17 protein-coding genes and 1 pseudogene are annotated in these 15824 nt (G+C 64.0%); 9 read left to right on the top strand and 9 right to left on the bottom strand.

Going from position 1 to position 15824, the window contains the following annotated elements:
- Positions 1-6: 6 nt before the first annotated feature.
- The 3 genes from ACHWRX_RS01505 to hrcA form a co-directional block, all read right to left on the bottom strand.
- The gene (locus ACHWRX_RS01505; protein ID WP_058737686.1) at positions 7-267 is read right to left on the bottom strand and encodes a hypothetical protein; all 261 of its coding nucleotides are present in this window, start codon (positions 265-267) and stop codon (positions 7-9) included.
- A gap of 122 nt (positions 268-389) precedes the next feature.
- Positions 390-917: a nucleotide exchange factor GrpE gene (gene grpE / locus ACHWRX_RS01510; RefSeq protein WP_394657840.1), complete on the bottom strand. Its 528-nt coding sequence runs from the start codon at positions 915-917 to the stop codon at positions 390-392.
- 67 nt (positions 918-984) lie between these two features.
- Positions 985-2037 (bottom strand): heat-inducible transcriptional repressor HrcA, encoded by a 1053-nt coding sequence (hrcA, locus tag ACHWRX_RS01515; RefSeq protein ID WP_394657828.1) that lies wholly within the window; start codon positions 2035-2037, stop codon positions 985-987.
- 83 nt (positions 2038-2120) lie between these two features.
- Between hrcA and rph the strand changes: the two genes are divergently transcribed.
- Genes rph through ACHWRX_RS01535 form a run of 4 tightly spaced genes read left to right on the top strand, consistent with a single transcriptional unit; the run spans position 2121 to position 5567 of the window.
- Entirely contained in the window at positions 2121-2837 is a 717-nt protein-coding gene (gene rph / locus ACHWRX_RS01520; protein WP_058737689.1) for a ribonuclease PH, read from the top strand.
- Between the two features lie 27 nt (positions 2838-2864).
- Positions 2865-3494, top strand: a complete 630-nt coding sequence (rdgB, locus tag ACHWRX_RS01525; RefSeq protein WP_394657829.1) for an RdgB/HAM1 family non-canonical purine NTP pyrophosphatase — start codon at positions 2865-2867, stop codon at positions 3492-3494.
- Positions 3495-3525: 31 nt separating this feature from the next.
- A complete protein-coding gene (hemW, locus tag ACHWRX_RS01530) occupies positions 3526-4677 on the top strand; it encodes a radical SAM family heme chaperone HemW (protein ID WP_394657830.1) in 1152 nt (383 codons plus the stop codon).
- Entirely contained in the window at positions 4674-5567 is an 894-nt protein-coding gene (locus tag ACHWRX_RS01535; RefSeq protein WP_394657831.1) for a tyrosine recombinase XerC, read from the top strand. Before hemW ends, ACHWRX_RS01535 begins: the two co-directional genes overlap by 4 nt.
- Positions 5568-5571: 4 nt before the next feature.
- Here ACHWRX_RS01535 and ACHWRX_RS01540 read toward each other — a convergent pair whose 3' ends face one another.
- The 4 genes from ACHWRX_RS01540 to rsmI form a co-directional block, all read right to left on the bottom strand.
- Positions 5572-6177 (bottom strand): DedA family protein, encoded by a 606-nt coding sequence (locus ACHWRX_RS01540; RefSeq protein WP_058737693.1) that lies wholly within the window; start codon positions 6175-6177, stop codon positions 5572-5574.
- A gap of 16 nt (positions 6178-6193) precedes the next feature.
- A complete protein-coding gene (gene gshB, locus ACHWRX_RS01545; RefSeq protein ID WP_394657832.1) occupies positions 6194-7159 on the bottom strand; it encodes a glutathione synthase in 966 nt (321 codons plus the stop codon).
- A gap of 146 nt (positions 7160-7305) precedes the next feature.
- Positions 7306-7668 (bottom strand): YraN family protein, encoded by a 363-nt coding sequence (locus tag ACHWRX_RS01550; RefSeq protein ID WP_394657833.1) that lies wholly within the window; start codon positions 7666-7668, stop codon positions 7306-7308.
- Complete coding sequence (gene rsmI / locus ACHWRX_RS01555; protein ID WP_394657834.1) at positions 7665-8492, bottom strand: 16S rRNA (cytidine(1402)-2'-O)-methyltransferase; 828 nt, start codon at positions 8490-8492, stop codon at positions 7665-7667. The genes ACHWRX_RS01550 and rsmI overlap by 4 nt, the downstream gene beginning before the upstream one ends.
- Before the next feature lie 10 nt (positions 8493-8502).
- Between rsmI and ACHWRX_RS01560 the strand changes: the two genes are divergently transcribed.
- Both ACHWRX_RS01560 and parE read left to right on the top strand, forming a co-directional pair.
- Complete coding sequence (locus ACHWRX_RS01560; protein WP_394657835.1) at positions 8503-9708, top strand: penicillin-binding protein activator; 1206 nt, start codon at positions 8503-8505, stop codon at positions 9706-9708.
- Between the two features lie 103 nt (positions 9709-9811).
- On the top strand, positions 9812-11806 hold the full coding sequence (gene parE, locus ACHWRX_RS01565) for a DNA topoisomerase IV subunit B (RefSeq protein WP_394657836.1): 1995 nt from the start codon (positions 9812-9814) through the stop codon (positions 11804-11806).
- 82 nt (positions 11807-11888) lie between these two features.
- Here the strand turns inward: parE and ACHWRX_RS01570 are convergent, their stop codons facing one another.
- Positions 11889-12512 (bottom strand): hypothetical protein, encoded by a 624-nt coding sequence (locus ACHWRX_RS01570; RefSeq protein WP_394657837.1) that lies wholly within the window; start codon positions 12510-12512, stop codon positions 11889-11891.
- A gap of 87 nt (positions 12513-12599) precedes the next feature.
- Entirely contained in the window at positions 12600-13421 is an 822-nt protein-coding gene (locus ACHWRX_RS01575; RefSeq protein WP_394657838.1) for an NYN domain-containing protein, read from the bottom strand.
- A gap of 156 nt (positions 13422-13577) precedes the next feature.
- On the opposite strand from ACHWRX_RS01575, the gene ACHWRX_RS01580 reads away from it, so the two are divergent.
- The 3 genes and pseudogenes from ACHWRX_RS01580 to ACHWRX_RS01590 form a co-directional block, all read left to right on the top strand.
- Positions 13578-14423, top strand: a complete 846-nt coding sequence (locus ACHWRX_RS01580) for a MoxR family ATPase (protein ID WP_058737699.1) — start codon at positions 13578-13580, stop codon at positions 14421-14423.
- 4 nt (positions 14424-14427) lie between these two features.
- Positions 14428-15297 (top strand): subclass B3 metallo-beta-lactamase, encoded by an 870-nt coding sequence (gene bla / locus ACHWRX_RS01585; protein WP_394657839.1) that lies wholly within the window; start codon positions 14428-14430, stop codon positions 15295-15297.
- 4 nt (positions 15298-15301) lie between these two features.
- Positions 15302-15824, top strand: a pseudogene (locus tag ACHWRX_RS01590) (VWA domain-containing protein); the annotation flags it as partial.

Raw genomic sequence — 15824 nt, forward strand, 5'->3', positions numbered from 1 at the left:
AAGACTTCAGCAATCGCGGTCGTAATAACGACGACCATCGCGATCGTAGCGATAGCAACCGCCGTAGCGATCCTTCTTCACCTGCGAACCGCCGACTGCACCGGCAGCCGCGCCGATTGCCGCGCCGGCACCGACATCGCCGGCCAAAGCGCCGACGCCCGCGCCGACAGCGCCGCCAACCAGCGCGCCTTCACCGGCATAGTTCGAAGCGCAACCACCAAGCGCCAACGCGCCGGCTGCGACAACGGGAAGAATCAGAAAACGCATGGCAAATCTCCGAGACCCAACAAATATTCTGCTGGATCAACGGAGATGCCCCCCTCTTGTTCCGCCCTAGAATCGGCGTAGCCAAACTTTGACACATCAAGGGAGCGGAGGAAGGGTGAGGTTCAGTCGGGCTTCTTCGCCACCGCGACCATGGCGGGGCGCAGCAGGCGATCCTTGATCATGTATCCAGCCTGCAATTCTTGAAGCACGGTGCCCGGCTCCGCGTCGCCGGATGGCAGCTCGATCATCGCCTGATGCTGGTTGGGGTCGAGCGGGAGGCCGACGGCCGCGACGCGGCTGATCCCGTGCGAGGCGAAGACCTTTTCGATTTCACGGCCCGTCGCCTCGATCCCGGCGACGAGGTTCTTCATCTTTTCGTCCTCACGCAGTTCTGCCGGAATGGCGGAAAGCGCGCGACTGAGGTTATCCGACACGGAAAGGATATCGCGCGCAAAACCGGTGGCCGCATAGGCGCGCGTATCGGCGACGTCCTTTTCCAGACGGCGGCGGACGTTCTGCGTCTCGGCGCGGGCATAAAGGACGTCCTGCTTGGCGGTGTCCAGTTCCTCGCGCAGGCGTGCCAGTTCTTCGGCACGGCGGTCGGCGGTCTCGGCGTTCTTGTCCAGCAGATCCTCCGGAACGCACCTCAGCTCCTCCTAAGCAGCCGTGTCGGCGGACTGCGTGTTCTGATCGGTCATGTCTTGCAGATTCCAGTCTTCAGATGAATTTGCTCAGGGTCTGGCCCAGGCTCCGAGCGGTGAAGTCCACCATGGGGACGACGCGCGCATAGTTCAACCGCGTCGGTCCGATAACCCCCACCACGCCGACCACCCTGCCCTCGCGGTCGCGATAGGGCGCGGCGATCACGGATGAACCACTAAGCGCGAAGAGGCGATTTTCGGAACCGATAAAGATCCGGGCCGAACGCGCATCACGCGCCATCGCCAGCAGTTCGGACACCGATTGCTTGTTTTCCAGATCGTCCAGCAAAGACCGTACCCGCTCCAGATCGGACAGCGCCCCCTCATCAAGCAGGTTCGCTTGACCGCGCACGATCAGGATCGGGCGGCGCGCGGCGTCTTCGCTCCAGATGGCGATGCCGCGCTCGATCAGATCCCGGCTGGCCGCGTTAAGGGCGTTCTGACCCGAAGCGATATCGGCCTGCATCGCCCGCGCGGCTTCCGGCAACGTCCGTCCATTGAGGTGCGCGGTGATGTAGTTGGAAGCTTCCTCCAGCGCGCCGGGAGGGACGGCGGCGGACAATTCGATGATGCGATTTTCGATCGCGCCGTCCTCGCCCACCATCACCGCCAGCACCCGCCGATCGCCGATCGACATCAGCGACAACTGACGCAACCGCGGTTCGCGCTGGGGCACCATGACCACACCGGCACAGGCGGAGAGGTCGGAAAGGATGGTACTGGTCGCCTCCAGCGCGGCTTCGATCGGGCCGGGCTCGGACAAGCGGCTCTGTATCGCGGCCCGCTCCTCACGCGTTGGCTCGGCGACTTGCATCATACCGTCCACGAATAGGCGCAGGCCCGATTCGGTGGGCATCCGGCCCGCGCTGGTATGCGGCGCTGCCAATAGCCCCAGCCGTTCGAGATCGGCCAGGACAGATCGGATCGAGGCGGGTGACAAATTCAGCCCGCTGCCACCCGCCAACGTACGCGATCCCACCGGCACTCCGGTGGTGAGATAGCCTTCCACCACTAGGCGGAAGATATCCCTGGCGCGGCTGGTCAATTCGATGATCGGTGGCGTCGTCACTCCCCCTATCTAGCTATCAGGCTTGCGGCCTCAAGCCCGTTCCGCCAAGGCGCGCCAACGAACCACCGATTTGAGGACTTTACATGCGACCTTCCGGCCGCGCGCCTGACGAAATGCGCGCTATCGATATCCAGACCGGCTTCACCAAGCATGCGGAAGGTTCGGCGCTGATCTCATTCGGCGATACGCGCGTGCTGGTGACCGCCTCGATCGAGGAGAAGGTCCCGCCGTTCTTGCGCGGCAAGGGCGAAGGCTGGGTGACGGCCGAATATTCGATGCTGCCCCGCGCCACGCACACCCGCGGCAGTCGTGAAGCGGCGAAGGGCAAGCAATCGGGCCGGACGCAGGAAATCCAGCGCCTGATCGGCCGCTCGCTGCGCGCCGTGGTCGATATGAAGAAGCTGGGCGAGCGCCAGATCGTGCTGGACTGCGATGTGATCCAGGCCGACGGCGGCACGCGCACCGCTTCGATCTCCGGCGCCTGGGTCGCGCTGCGACTGGCGGTGGACAAGCTGCTGGCCGAGGGCAAGATCAAGGAAGACCCGATCACCGCGCAAGTCGCGGCGGTCTCCTGTGGCATCCATGAAGGCACGCCGGTGCTGGACCTTGACTATATTGAGGACAGCAACGCCCATGCCGACGCCAATTTCGTGCTGATCGAAGGCGGCCTGATCGCCGAGGCGCAGGCCACTGCCGAGGGCGCGGCCTATGACGAGGAAGCCTTGCTGCGTCTGCTGCGCCTCGCGCGCATGGGCTGCGACAGGATCTTCGCGGCACAGGCCAAGGCCGTCGGCCGCTAAGCTTTCGGGCAGGATCGGAGAGAGCGCATGACACGCAAGCTGGCAGGCGAACGCCTGGTCATCGCCACGCATAACGCGGGCAAGCTGAAGGAGATCAGCGCTCTCCTCGCCCCCTACGGGATCGACTGTGTTTCGGCCGGTGAGCTTGGCTTGCCGGAGCCTGAGGAAACCGGCACCACTTTTGTCGAGAACGCCCTGCTCAAGGCGCACGCCGCCGCGAAAGCTGCGAACATGCCCGCGTTAGCTGACGATAGCGGATTGTCGGTGACTGCCCTTGCTGGTCGACCCGGTGTCTACACGGCGGACTGGGCCGAGCGTCAGTGGTTCGAGGGAGAGCCGGGGCGCGATTGGTTCATGGCGATGGGCAAGGTGGAAGGCCTGCTGACTCGTTTGGGACCGGACGCGGACCGGTCATGCTGGTTTTCCTGCGTCCTTGCGATCGCCTGGCCCGACGGCGAAAGCGCGGTCTATGAGGGCCGCGTAGACGGACAGTTTACCTGGCCACCCAGAGGAACGATGGGCTTCGGCTATGACCCGGCCTTCGTGCCGGCGGGCCTCGATGAAACTTTCGCCGAGTTGCCGCCGGAGGCAAAGCATCGCATCAGCCATCGGGCCAACGCCTTCGCCAAATTGGTGGCGGCGCAATTCCAGCGGTAACATTCCGCCGCGAACCTGCTAGATAAGCGCGATGGCCCAGGCCCTCTACATTCACTGGCCGTTCTGCCTCGCCAAATGTCCATATTGTGACTTCAACAGCCATGTCCGCGACCGCGTGGACCATGGCTTGTGGGAGCGTGCCCTGCTTGCCGATATGCGCCGCGAGGCCGAAGTGGCGGGCGGACAGCCCTTGCGCTCGATCTTCTTTGGTGGCGGCACGCCCTCGCTGATGCCCCCGGCGCTGGTCGAGAGGCTGCTACGCGAGGCCCAGCATCTCTGGGGCTTCGATCCTGACATCGAGATCACGCTGGAAGGCAATCCCTCCTCGGTAGAGGCAGCGAACTATGCCGCCCTCGCCAGCGCCGGGATCAACCGGGCATCGCTGGGCATCCAGGCGCTGGACAACGTGACTCTGCGCTTCCTGGGCCGGCTGCACGATGCGGATGAGGCGCTGACGGCGCTGGATGTGGCACAGCAGCATTTCGACCGCGTCTCGTTCGATCTCATTTATGCGCGGCCGGGGCAGACGGTGGCTCAGTGGGAAGCGGAACTGCGCCGCGCGATCGGCTTTGGCACGAGCCATCTCTCGCTTTACCAGCTGACGATAGAGCCGGGCACCCGGTTCGAGACGATGGTACGCAAGGGCGATTTCGAGCCGCTGGATGATGATGCCTGCGCCGATCTGTTCGACCTGACGCGGGCCGTCACGGCGGCGGCGGGACTGCCGGCGTACGAAATCAGCAATCACGCCCGCCCAGGCGACGAAGGCCGTCATAACCTGACTTACTGGCGCTATGAGGACTATTGCGGCATCGGCCCGGGCGCGCACGGTCGGCGGGGCGGCGTGGCGACCACGCGCCATCGCAAGCCGGAGAATTGGCTGGACGCGATCGCCCGCCAGGAAGACGGCATCGCCGAAGCAAGGCCGCTGGCAAGGAACGAGCGCGCGGCGGAGGCCATGCTGATGGGCCTGCGTCTGCGCGAAGGCGTCGATCTGGGCGTTCTTTCGGCCCGACTGGGTGTGCCCAGGACTGAAATGTATGACCCTGAGAAGCTGGCGTTTTACCAGCGCCAAGGCCTTGCTTGGCAAACAGCGGAAAGGATCGGCGTGACCGAGGCGGGGATGCCGCTGCTCGACGCCCTGCTGGCGGTACTGGTGCCGGCCGCCCTGGTCGAGGCGTGACGCGCGCCGATATTCTGGAAGCCTGGAGCGGCCATCTCAGCCATGGCCGCAGACGCTCGCCCCATACGGTGCGCGCCTACACCGCCGCCGCGGCTCGGCTGATCAGCCACGAAGCCACGAATTGGGAGACGATCGCCCGCATAACGGCGACTGATTTGCGCAACCACATCGCCGCGCGCCGGGCGCAGGGCCTTGGCAATGCTTCCGTCGCGCGTGAGCTTTCGGCCCTTCGCGCTTTCCTGAACTTCGCGCGGGAGAAGGCGCAGTTGGGACCGTCTGCCCCTCCGCGCCTGAAGGGGCCCCGGATCAAGAAGGGCCTGCCCCGCCCCGTCACCCCCGATGAGGCCGTCCACCTGGCGGCCACTGTCGAGGAAGACGCCAATACGGAATGGATCGGCGCGCGCGATCGGGCTGTCCTAATCCTGCTGTATGGCGCAGGCCTGCGCATCGCCGAGGCGCTGTCTATCACCGGAAAGGCGCTTCCGCTGGGAGAGACCTTGCTGGTGACAGGCAAGGGCGGAAAGCAACGCTTGGTGCCGTTGCTCCCGGCGGTGCGCGCCGCGATCACCGATTACCTGGCGAAATCGCCGTGGCCGGTCGAGCGCGAGGACCCGCTGTTTCGAGGCGAGAAAGGCGGCCCCCTGGCGCAAGGCATGGTGCAAAAGACGATGGCCCGTGCGCGGCAATCCCTGGGCCTGCCGCCCACGGCAACGCCCCACGCCTTGCGCCACAGCTTCGCCACGCACCTGCTGGGTGCAGGCGCCGACTTGCGATCCCTGCAGGAACTGCTCGGCCATGCCAGCCTGGGATCGACGCAGATCTACACCAAGGTCGACGCAGCGACTTTGCTGGACGTCTACCGCAACGCCCACCCGCGCGAAGCCGGCTGATCCTCTATCGCTTGGCGCGCGGCTTCCATGTGATAACGCGATAGACGTAGTAGACAACCGTCAGGCCGGCGACGGCGATCGTAGCCCAGCCCAGCCACTGCTCAGCCTCGCCAAAGGCCCTCCCGGCCCATCGCCCCAGCGCGATCAGGAAAGCATTCCAGATCGCCGCGCCGGCTGCGGTGTAGGCCAGGAACTGCCAGTGCTTCATATGCGCTAGCCCCGCCGGGATCGACACCACGGAACGAAACATCGGCATGAACCGCAGCGCAAAGACCACCGCCCCGCCATGCTTGCGAAAGAACCGCGTGCCGGTTTCCACGTCCTCCCACTCCATGGTCAGCCAGCGGCCCCAGCGATCCACGAAGGGCTGAAGCCGCTCGTACCCCAGCCGATCGGCCACGAGGAACAGGACGTAGTTGCCCAGGGTTGAACCGATCGTCCCGGCAATCAGCAGCGGCACGAACTGCATCGAGCCGTTGGCGACCGCAAAGCCGCCCACACCCATGATCAATTCTGACGGGATCGGCGGAAAGATGTTCTCCACCGCCATCAACAGCGCGATGCCCAGGTAGCCGCCGCCTTGGATGAACTGGATGACCCACGAATTCATGAGCGGCCCTCACCGCCTACATGGCGGCGTGGCGGCGCTCTATGGCCTCCCAGATCCGCGCGCCCGTATCGGTGCCGTTGAACCGGTCGATCGCCACGATGCCGGTTGGGGAAGTCACGTTGATTTCTGTAAGCCATTGTCCGCCGATCACATCGATGCCGACGAAAACCAGCCCGCGGCGCTTCAGTTCCGGCCCCATCGCCGCGCAAATCTCTTCCTCGCGCGCGGTGAGTTGGGTTTGCTCCGCCGATCCACCGACCGCCAGGTTGGAGCGGAACTCTCCCTCGCCCGGCTTGCGATTGATGGCCCCGGCAAACTCGCCATCGACCAGCACGATGCGCTTGTCGCCCTCGCTCACCGAAGGAAGAAACGGCTGCACCATGAATGGCTCGGGCCAGACCTGGTCGAACAACTCGGCCAATGCGCCAAGATTGGAACCGTCAGCCGGCACTCGGAACACAGCCTTGCCGCCGTTGCCGTGCAGCGGCTTCACCACCAGATCGCCCGGATGCACGGCATGAAAGCGCCGAACATCATCCAGCCGGCGCGCGATGAACGTCGGTGGCATGAACCGAGCGTAATCCAGCACCATCACCTTTTCAGGCGCGTTGCGAACCGCCACCGGATCGTTGACCACCAGCGTCGTCCCCTCAAGCCGCTCCAGCAAGTGCGTGCCGGTGATATAGCCCAGGTCGAACGGCGGGTCCTGGCGCATCAGCACTACGTCCACATCGCGGGCCAGATCGATCAGCCGGTGCTCGTCGCGCGCGAAATGGTCGCCTTGGACCTTCTGCACCGTCACTGGAGAGGCCCATGCCGTCAGCCGCCCGCCATCGCCGGTATCGTAAGCCAGCGAGCGGACGTCATAGTGGAACAGCGTATGCCCCCGCGCCTGCGCCGCCAGCATCAACGCGAAGGACGAATCCCCCGCGATATTGACCGATTCAAGCGGGTCCATCTGGACCGCAACGCGTAAAGCCATGGTGTTCCTCGCCTAAGGGCCGATACTGGCGGCCGCATTAGCGCAAAACCATCACCGGGCGAGTAGTTTCATGGGCGTTGGCCGCACGATTGCCTCGCCCCATGTAGCCGATCGTGTCTTGAGGTGGCGCCAGACCCCTTTGTCCCTCAGGCGCCGGGTTGCCAAGCATTGGCGATCCGGCGCGGCCAACATCCCGGCGCCAACAGCAGCACATCAATCCGCATTTCGTCCCCCGGCCGCACGAAGCGAGCGGCGATAGCCTCGGCAGCGGCAGCTACACGTCGAAGCCGGTATGCATCGATTGCCAGATCGCGCTCACGCCGATCGCGCCGCCACTTCACCTCGACGAAGCATAGCACTCGCCCACGCCTGGCGACGATATCCACCTCGCCCCGCGCCGTCTTCACACGTTGGGCGATGATGCGCCACCCGGTCAGCCGCAGGTACCATGCCGCCAGCGTCTCACCCTGGCGACCGCACCGCTCCGCCTCGGACCGGTTCCGCGTCACTTCAACTCCAGCGCGCGGGCATACAACATCTTGCGATCGAGCCCCGTCGCCTTGGCCACCTGAGCGACCGCCTGCGAGGATTTTTGCGTAGCCAGCGCCTCACGCAGGAGTGCATCGACATCGACTTCGCCGGGCGGCTCATCCACGGGCGGGCCGATCATCAACACGATCTCTCCCTTGGGAGGATGGGCCGCGTAGTGGGTGATGAGATCGGCCGACGAGCCCGTGCGGCATTCCTCGAACCGCTTGGTCAATTCCCGCGCCACAGCGATTTCGCGGCCCGGCAGGACGTTCTCGATCGCTGCCAGGGAATCCAGCAAACGCGGTGCGGTGTCATAGAACATCAAGGTAGCGGGCACGCTCGACATCTCGCGCAACACATCTTCGCGGGCCTTTTGCTTGTTCGGCAGGAACCCGGCGAACAGAAACCGATCATTCGGCAAGCCCGAAAGCGTCAGCGCCATCGGAACCGCGCTCGCGCCCGGCAGGCTGGTGACGGCGATGCCCTCCTCGCGCGCCGAGCGGACAAGCCGATAACCAGGGTCCGAGATCAGCGGCGTCCCCGCGTCGCTCACCAGCGCGACCGCCTCTTCCCGCATCAACGCCAACAGCCGTTCGCGTGCGGATGCGTCGGCATGATCGTCGTATCGCAGCAGGCGCTTTTTAAGGCCCAGGTGGTTAAGCAGCTTTCCCGTGACGCGCGTATCCTCGCACGCTACCACTGCGACTTCGCGCAACACCTCGATGGCGCGCAGGGTTATGTCGCCAAGGTTGCCAATCGGGGTCGCGACTATGTAGAGGCCCGGGGGAAGCGGTTGATCCATGGGGCTTTCCTTGGCCCAATCCGGAGGGGAACGGCAAGTGATGTTCGAACAGCGCATAGTGCAAGCACGATTGCCGAGGCGCAACTTGCTGGCGGCGGCGGCCATGGCGACGCTGGCGGCTTGCGCCGTGGTGCCCAAGGGCCCGGCCCCCACAACTGCGCCTGCCCCCAGGCCAGCTCCGTCCGGCAGCCAGCTACCCAGCGACAGCCAGCGCCACCGCATCGCCCTGCTCGTCCCGATGAGCGGCGTGAACGGCGCGGTCGGCCAATCGATCGCCAATGCGGCCACCATGGCGGTGATGGACACCAACGCGCAGAACCTGCGCATCACGAATTACGACACCTCCGCCGGAGCGGCATCGGCCGCCTCTCGCGCGATCGCCGACGGCAACCAGCTGATCCTTGGGCCCTTGCTCGCCGACGATATCCCCGCCGTGGCCGGCGTGGCGCGTGCCGCGAAAGTGCCGATCATCTCTTTCTCCAACGATGCCGATGCCGCCGGGCGTGACGTTTACGTGATGGGCAGCCTGCCGGGCGAATCGATCCGCCGCACGGTGCGCTATGCGCGCGGGCGCGGGGTCACCAGCTTCGCCGCATTGGTCCCCAAGGGCGATTATGGTGAGCGTGCGTCGGCGGCACTGATCGCCGAGACCCGCGCGGCCGGAGGATCGCTGACGGCCATGGAAAGCTACGATCGCAGCGCCGCCTCGATCACCGCCGCAGCATCGAAGCTGCGCGGGCGTGGGGCCGTCGATGCGATTCTGGTTGCCGATAGCGGCAGCTTGTCCGCCCGGGCCGCAGGCGTCCTCAAGCCGCGCGGGGCCGCTTCGCCCCGGCTGCTGGGCACGGAATTGTGGAGCGGAGAAAAAGCGCTCTCCACCTCGCCATCGCTGGAAGGCGCATGGTTCGCCGCCGTATCGGACACGCGCTTTCCGCAGTTCGTGAAGAGCTACCGCACCCGCTTTGGCGCGGCGCCCTATCGCATCGCCACGCTGGGCTATGACGCGGTGCTGCTGACATTGCGCGTCGCGCGGGACTGGAAGCCGGGCCGCACGTTCCCGACCACCTCGCTCACCTCGCCCGATGGTTTCCTGGGCTTGGACGGCGCTTTTCGGTTCGACCGTTCGGGCGTGATCAATCGTGCGTTCGAAGTGCGTGAGGTCAGCGGCGGCGCAGTGAAGGTGGTCAGCCCCGCCCCTACCAAGTTCGGCAACTGATATCGTCTGAGGCTATTGCCCCTGCGTAAGCGGAGATGACGGAATCGGCGATAACCCGCGCCCTTAACTTGCCCCGATGGGCGCGGGAGGCCATAACGCGAACATGTCCGACGATCTCTTCGACAAGCTTCCCACCGCAGCCGGCGAAACCTACGACGGCTCCGCCATCGAGGTTCTGGAAGGGCTGGAGCCCGTCCGTCGCCGCCCCGGCATGTATATCGGCGGCACCGATGAGCGGGCGCTGCACCATTTGGCCGCCGAAGTGCTGGACAACGCCATGGACGAGGCGGTGGCCGGCCACGCCAACCGCATCGAGGTGCTGCTGGAGGAAGGCAATCGCCTGACCATCACCGACAACGGGCGCGGCATCCCGGTGGACGAGCATCCCAAGTTTCCGGGCAAGTCCGCTTTGGAGGTGATCCTCTCTACCCTGCACTCCGGCGGCAAGTTCTCTGGCAAGGCCTACGCCACCAGCGGCGGGTTGCACGGCGTCGGCATCTCGGTGGTGAACGCACTGTCCAGCCACACCCGCGTGGAAGTGGCGCGAAACAAGGAATTGTACGCGCAGGAATTTTCGCGCGGTGGCACGCTGGGCAAGCTGCAGAAGATCGGCGCGGCACCCAACCGGCGCGGCACCTCCGTGGCTTTCACGCCTGACACCGAGATTTTCGGCGACCAGCAGTTCAAGCCGGCACGGCTGTTCAAGCTGGTCCGCTCCAAGGCCTACCTCTTTGCCGGCGTGGAGATCCGCTGGAAATGCGCGCCCTCCCTCGCCAGCGAGGATGTGCCGGCCGAGGCAGTGTTCCAGTTTCCCGGTGGCCTTGCCGATCATCTGGCGGAGCAGATCGGCGGGCGCGAGTGCGTCACCACGCAATTTTTCTCCGGCAGCCAGGACTTCCCCAAGGAAGGCGGCGCGGAGCAAGGCCGGGTCGAGTGGGCGATCGCCTGGCCGCTATACTCCGACGGGGCCTACTCGTACTACTGCAACACCATCCCTACACCCGATGGCGGCACCCACGAACAAGGCCTGCGCGGTGCGCTGACCAAGGGGATGCGCGCCTTTGCCGAACTCGTGGGTCAGGGCAAGAAGGTGAAAGACCTGACGCCTGACGACGTGGTGACCGGCAGCGAAGTGATGCTGTCCGTCTTCGTGCGCGACCCGCAATTCCAAAGCCAGACCAAGGATCGGCTGACCTCACCCGATGCGATCCGCCTGGTGGAAAATGCGGTGCGCGATCACTTCGATCATTTCCTCACCGACAATCTCGATCGCGGCAAGGCTCTGCTGGGTTCGATCCTGGAGCGGATGGACGAGCGGCTCCGGCGCAAGGCGGAGCGGGAAGTCAAGCGCAAGACCGCCACCAACGCCCGCAAGCTGCGCTTGCCCGGCAAGCTGACGGACTGTTCGGGCGAAGGCAGTGGTGAGACCGAACTGTTCATCGTCGAAGGGGACAGCGCCGGTGGCTCGGCCAAGCAAGCGCGCGATCGCAAGACCCAGGCGATCCTGCCGATCCGAGGCAAGATCCTCAACGTCGCCAGCGCCAGCGCTGACAAGATCCGCGGCAATCAGGAAATCGCCGACCTGCAACTCGCGCTCGGGTGCGGCATCCGCAAGGACTGCAACCCGGATAACTTGCGCTACGACCGCATCGTCATCATGACCGACGCCGACGTGGACGGCGCGCATATCGCCACGTTGCTGATGACGTTTTTCTTCCAGGAAATGCCGGAGATCGTCCGCAAGGGGCATCTCTACCTGGCACAACCGCCGCTCTACCGGCTGACCAGCGGCGCGACCAGCGCCTATGCCCGCGACGACGCGCATCGCGCCGAACTGGAAAAGACCAAGTTCAAGGGCAAGAAGGTCGAAGTCGGCCGCTTCAAGGGCTTGGGCGAAATGAACCCGGGTCAGCTACGCGAAACGACGATGAGCCCCGAGACCCGCTCGCTCATCCGCATAACCCTGCCGCCCGAGTACGAAGCGCGCGCCGCCGTGAAGGATCTGGTCGACCGCCTGATGGGCCGCAACCCCGAACACCGCTTTCAATTCATCCAGAACCGCGCAGGAGAGATTGATCCGGAGCTTATCGATGCTTGATTGCGGGGCGACAAAATAGCTTCAAGGCACACCGCGTATTAAACGGAGGCCGTCACGCTTCGCATGACGGCCCGGTCTAGTGTTACTTCGTGACCGTCAGGTTGGCCTGCACCACACCCGGTGATGGCACTTCCAGCACCTTGGGCGGCGTGGGGACCGAACGGAACATCAGATCCTCGTCAAGAAACGCCTTCACATTCGCTCCCAGCGGAATGAAAGCACTGGTTCCAGTAGTGAGGAAGCCGGCAATCGGCACCAAGGCAATGGCTGCGACGACTCCGCCTGTTCCCGTAACACCCTTGTCGTCGAACGTACCGGATAGCCGAACATTGCGATCACCCAGGCGCAGAGACACGACGCGCGCATTGATGTAGCCGGACTTGCCCCACATGCCCTTGTTACGCACTTCGGTAATCTCACCGATCGCGGGCGTGCCGGCTGGGATGACGACCACGCCACCGCTTTCAACATTCGAAGCAACTTCCATTTGGAAGCGCTGCCCCACGCGCAGCGCCTTCTTTTTGGTGGTCAACTCCTCACGAGTTTTGAGCGGCACTTCAAGGCCCGCGCGCAGAATGTTGTCCTGAGCATTCGGCAACACGACGGCGGCCTGCGTGGCGGCTGGTTGCACGTTGGTGGTCTGTGCTTGCGCTATTGATGACGCGCACAAAAACAGGCCGCCTGCCGCAGCAAGATATGTCTTCATTGAGATGTCCCCCGAGATCCCCTGATCTCTGGGTACAAGCCTATTTGCGCCGTCGCGATGCTGTCAACAAATATTGCTGAACCGTTTCTACCGAACTCGCTTTAGAAACAATCCGCTCTCGCGCTTTTCTGTGACGAAATTTGGCAAGGACCTCACCAAATCAGCCAGTCGCGAGAAGCCGTAGCTGCGCGCATCGAAGCTGGATCGGTTTGCCGCGCGCTGACCGACTTCGGAAAGGCTGGCAAAGCCCTGTTCGTCGCGCTTGCTGGCGCGCCAGGCTTGGGCGAGGAGCTTGATCAATTCATCGTCGACTTCCGGTTTCGAGCGTGACTTGACGGCGGCCGGCTTCTCGCTCGCCGACGGGGCCTGCGTCATCGCGCTTTCGGACCGCTTCGTCGTGGCAGCCTTGGCGTCCGTCTGCGGACGGATCGCAGGGGGCAGGATAAGTTCGTCCTCCTCATCGTCCGCCATCGCATCCAAGTCGATGAACCGCGTGCAGGCCTCGCGGAACGCCTCGGGCGTCCTCGACGTGCCAAAGCCATAGACCGGCGTGCCGTTCTGGCGGATGCGCATGGCCAGCGGCATGAAGTCGCTATCGCTGGACATGATGCCGAACCCTTCCACGCGCCCACCGTAAAGCAAGTCCATCGCATCGATCGTCATCTTCATGTCGGTGGCGTTCTTCCCTTTGGTGAGGTCGAACTGCTGCTGCGGCTCCAGCGCGTAGCGGTGCATCAGCTTGGACCAGCCCTTCAGTCCCGGCTTGCTCCAGTTTCCGTAGATGCGCCGGACATTCACCGTGCCCAGATCGCCCAGGATCGTCAGCGCAGCGTCGATCGTGGCGGGGGAGGCGTTATCCGCGTCGATCAGCAGGGCGATATTGCGGCTTTCGGCGTGGCGATCGGGCATGCGAGAAGCTCCCTGCACTGTGGCGTCGATAGGAAACGCACGGTGTTACGCCGCCGCCGGTCCGTCAAGCTGCGGGGCAAGGGGATCGGGGCCGCCGCTTGCTTCGCTGCGCCGCACAATTTACTGTTCGGGCAAGAGTAGATACAGGATGATCCGATGCAGCGCTTCGAAGGCACCAGCAATTATGTCGCCACCGATGACCTGAAGGTAGCCGTCAATGCGGCCGTACTGCTGCGTAGGCCTTTGCTGGTGAAGGGAGAGCCAGGCACCGGCAAGACCGTACTGGCAGAGCAGATCGCAGAAGCGCTGGGCGCGCCGCTGATCACCTGGAACGTGAAGTCCACCACCAAGGCGCATCAGGGTCTGTATGAATACGATGCGGTCGCGCGCTTGCGCGATGGCCAGTTGGGTGACGAACGGGTGCATGACATCGGCAACTATATCCGCAAGGGTAAGCTGTGGGAGGCCTTCACCTCGCCCACCCTGCCCGTCCTGCTGATCGATGAAATCGACAAGGCCGACATCGAATTTCCGAACGATCTGCTGGCCGAGCTGGATCGCATGGCCTTCGACGTTTACGAAACGGGCGAACACATCGCGGCGAAGGAACGCCCGATCATCATCATCACTTCAAACAACGAGAAAGACCTGCCCGACGCGTTCCTGCGCCGTTGCTTCTTCCACTACATCAAGTTCCCGGACCGGGAGACGATGCAGTCTATCATCGATGTGCACTATCCGAATATCCAGAAGACCCTCGTCACCAAGGCGATGCAGATCTTCTACGAATTGCGGGAAGTGCCGGGCCTGAAGAAGAAGCCGTCCACCAGCGAGTTGCTGGATTGGCTCAAGCTGCTCATGAACGAGGACATGCCGCTGGACGTGCTGCAGAACCGCGACGTCAGCAAGGCGATCCCACCGCTGCATGGCGCACTGCTGAAGAACGAGCAGGACGTGATGATGTTCGAGCGGCTGGCCTTCATGGCGCGCCGGGGGAACTGAGGCCTTGCGCGGCATCGGCCAGGCGTTTCTGGCAGCAAGCCTAGCATTGCTGTCGTCCGTGGCGGTTGCCGATTCACCGGCATCGTGGACCACGCCGACCGAACCGTTCCATATCGCCGGCCCGATCTATTACGTCGGCACCGAGGGTATCGGCGTCTACCTCTTGCGTACGACAGCCGGGCTGATCGTGATCGATTCCGGCCCGAAGGAAGCCGCGCCGATCGTTGAGCGCAACATCGCCAAACTGGGCCTGAACGTCAGCGATGTGAAGCTGTTGCTGGAAACGCACGCGCATTGGGATCACGTTGCCGGGATGGCCAGGCTGAAGCGGGACACCGGCGCACGGTTCCTCGCCAGCGCCGCCGATCGCAAGGCGCTGGAGAGCGGGTCACCGACCAGCGATACCGATTATGGCGTTGTCCGCTTCGACCCGGTGAAAGTCGATGGGCTGGTAACCGATGGCGCCCCGGTGCGGCTGGGTGATGTCACGCTCATTCCGCTGCTGACCCCGGGCCACACGCCTGGGTGCACCAGCTGGCTGACCACGGTGCAGGATCAGGGGCGCAACGTGACGGCGTTCTTTCCCTGCAGCTTCTCCGTGGCGGGCAACAAGTTGTTCGGCAACAAGGGCTTTCCGCAGATCGTGAGCAGCTATCGCAGCACCTTTGCGAAGGTCAGCCGCGTGAAGGCCGATATCGTGCTGCCGGGTCATCCCGAACTGGCCGACGTGCTGCCGCGTGGCAAGCGTCAGCGCGAGGGGAAGCCGAACGCCTTTGTCGATCCGGGCTTGCTGCGGCGCTTTGTCGCCGAGTTCCAGGCGGATTTCGACGATGAACTCGCCAAGCAGCGCCGGCAAAGCACGAAGGCCCACTGACCTCATGTTCTTCAACTTCGTGGATGAGCTGCGCGCGGCCGGTATCAAAGCTTCGTTCAAGGAGCACCTGACGCTGCTGGAGGCGCTGGACAAGGACGTGATCGAGCAGACGCCTGAGGCGTTCTACTACCTTTCCCGCGCCACATTCGTGAAGGACGAAGGATTGCTGGATCGCTTCGACCAAGTCTTTCAGCGCGTCTTCAAGGGCGTCTTGTCGGACTATGGCCAGACCCCGGTGGATCTCCCGGAAGACTGGTTGAAGCAGATCGCCGAGCGATATTTTACGCCCGAAGAGATGGAGCAGGTCAAGTCGCTCGGCTCCTGGGAAGAGATCATGGAGACGCTGAAGAAGCGTCTGGAAGAACAGCACGAACGCCACCAGGGCGGCAGCAAATGGATCGGCACCAACGGCACTTCTCCGTTCGGCCATTCCGGCTACAACCCGGAAGGCATCCGCATCGGCGGCCAGAGCAAGAACAGGCGCGCGATCAAGGTCTGGGAGAAGCGCGAATTCGCCAATCTCGACA

It is taken from the genome of uncultured Novosphingobium sp., from assembly GCF_964277725.1.
Taxonomy (GTDB): domain Bacteria; phylum Pseudomonadota; class Alphaproteobacteria; order Sphingomonadales; family Sphingomonadaceae; genus Novosphingobium; species Novosphingobium fluoreni.

What these genes read in the sequence shown, in the direction of transcription:
- ACHWRX_RS01505 (WP_058737686.1), bottom strand. Translation starts at nt 267, where the DNA reads ATGCGTTTTCTGATTCTTCCCGTTGTCGCAGCCGGCGCGTTGGCGCTT.
- rph (WP_058737689.1), top strand. Translation starts at nt 2,121, where the DNA reads ATGCGACCTTCCGGCCGCGCGCCTGACGAAATGCGCGCTATCGATATC.
- rdgB (WP_394657829.1), top strand. Translation starts at nt 2,865, where the DNA reads ATGACACGCAAGCTGGCAGGCGAACGCCTGGTCATCGCCACGCATAAC.
- hemW (WP_394657830.1), top strand. Translation starts at nt 3,526, where the DNA reads ATGGCCCAGGCCCTCTACATTCACTGGCCGTTCTGCCTCGCCAAATGT.
- ACHWRX_RS01540 (WP_058737693.1), bottom strand. Translation starts at nt 6,177, where the DNA reads ATGAATTCGTGGGTCATCCAGTTCATCCAAGGCGGCGGCTACCTGGGC.
- gshB (WP_394657832.1), bottom strand. Translation starts at nt 7,159, where the DNA reads ATGGCTTTACGCGTTGCGGTCCAGATGGACCCGCTTGAATCGGTCAAT.
- rsmI (WP_394657834.1), bottom strand. Translation starts at nt 8,492, where the DNA reads ATGGATCAACCGCTTCCCCCGGGCCTCTACATAGTCGCGACCCCGATT.
- parE (WP_394657836.1), top strand. Translation starts at nt 9,812, where the DNA reads ATGTCCGACGATCTCTTCGACAAGCTTCCCACCGCAGCCGGCGAAACC.
- ACHWRX_RS01570 (WP_394657837.1), bottom strand. Translation starts at nt 12,512, where the DNA reads ATGAAGACATATCTTGCTGCGGCAGGCGGCCTGTTTTTGTGCGCGTCA.
- ACHWRX_RS01575 (WP_394657838.1), bottom strand. Translation starts at nt 13,421, where the DNA reads ATGCCCGATCGCCACGCCGAAAGCCGCAATATCGCCCTGCTGATCGAC.
- ACHWRX_RS01580 (WP_058737699.1), top strand. Translation starts at nt 13,578, where the DNA reads ATGCAGCGCTTCGAAGGCACCAGCAATTATGTCGCCACCGATGACCTG.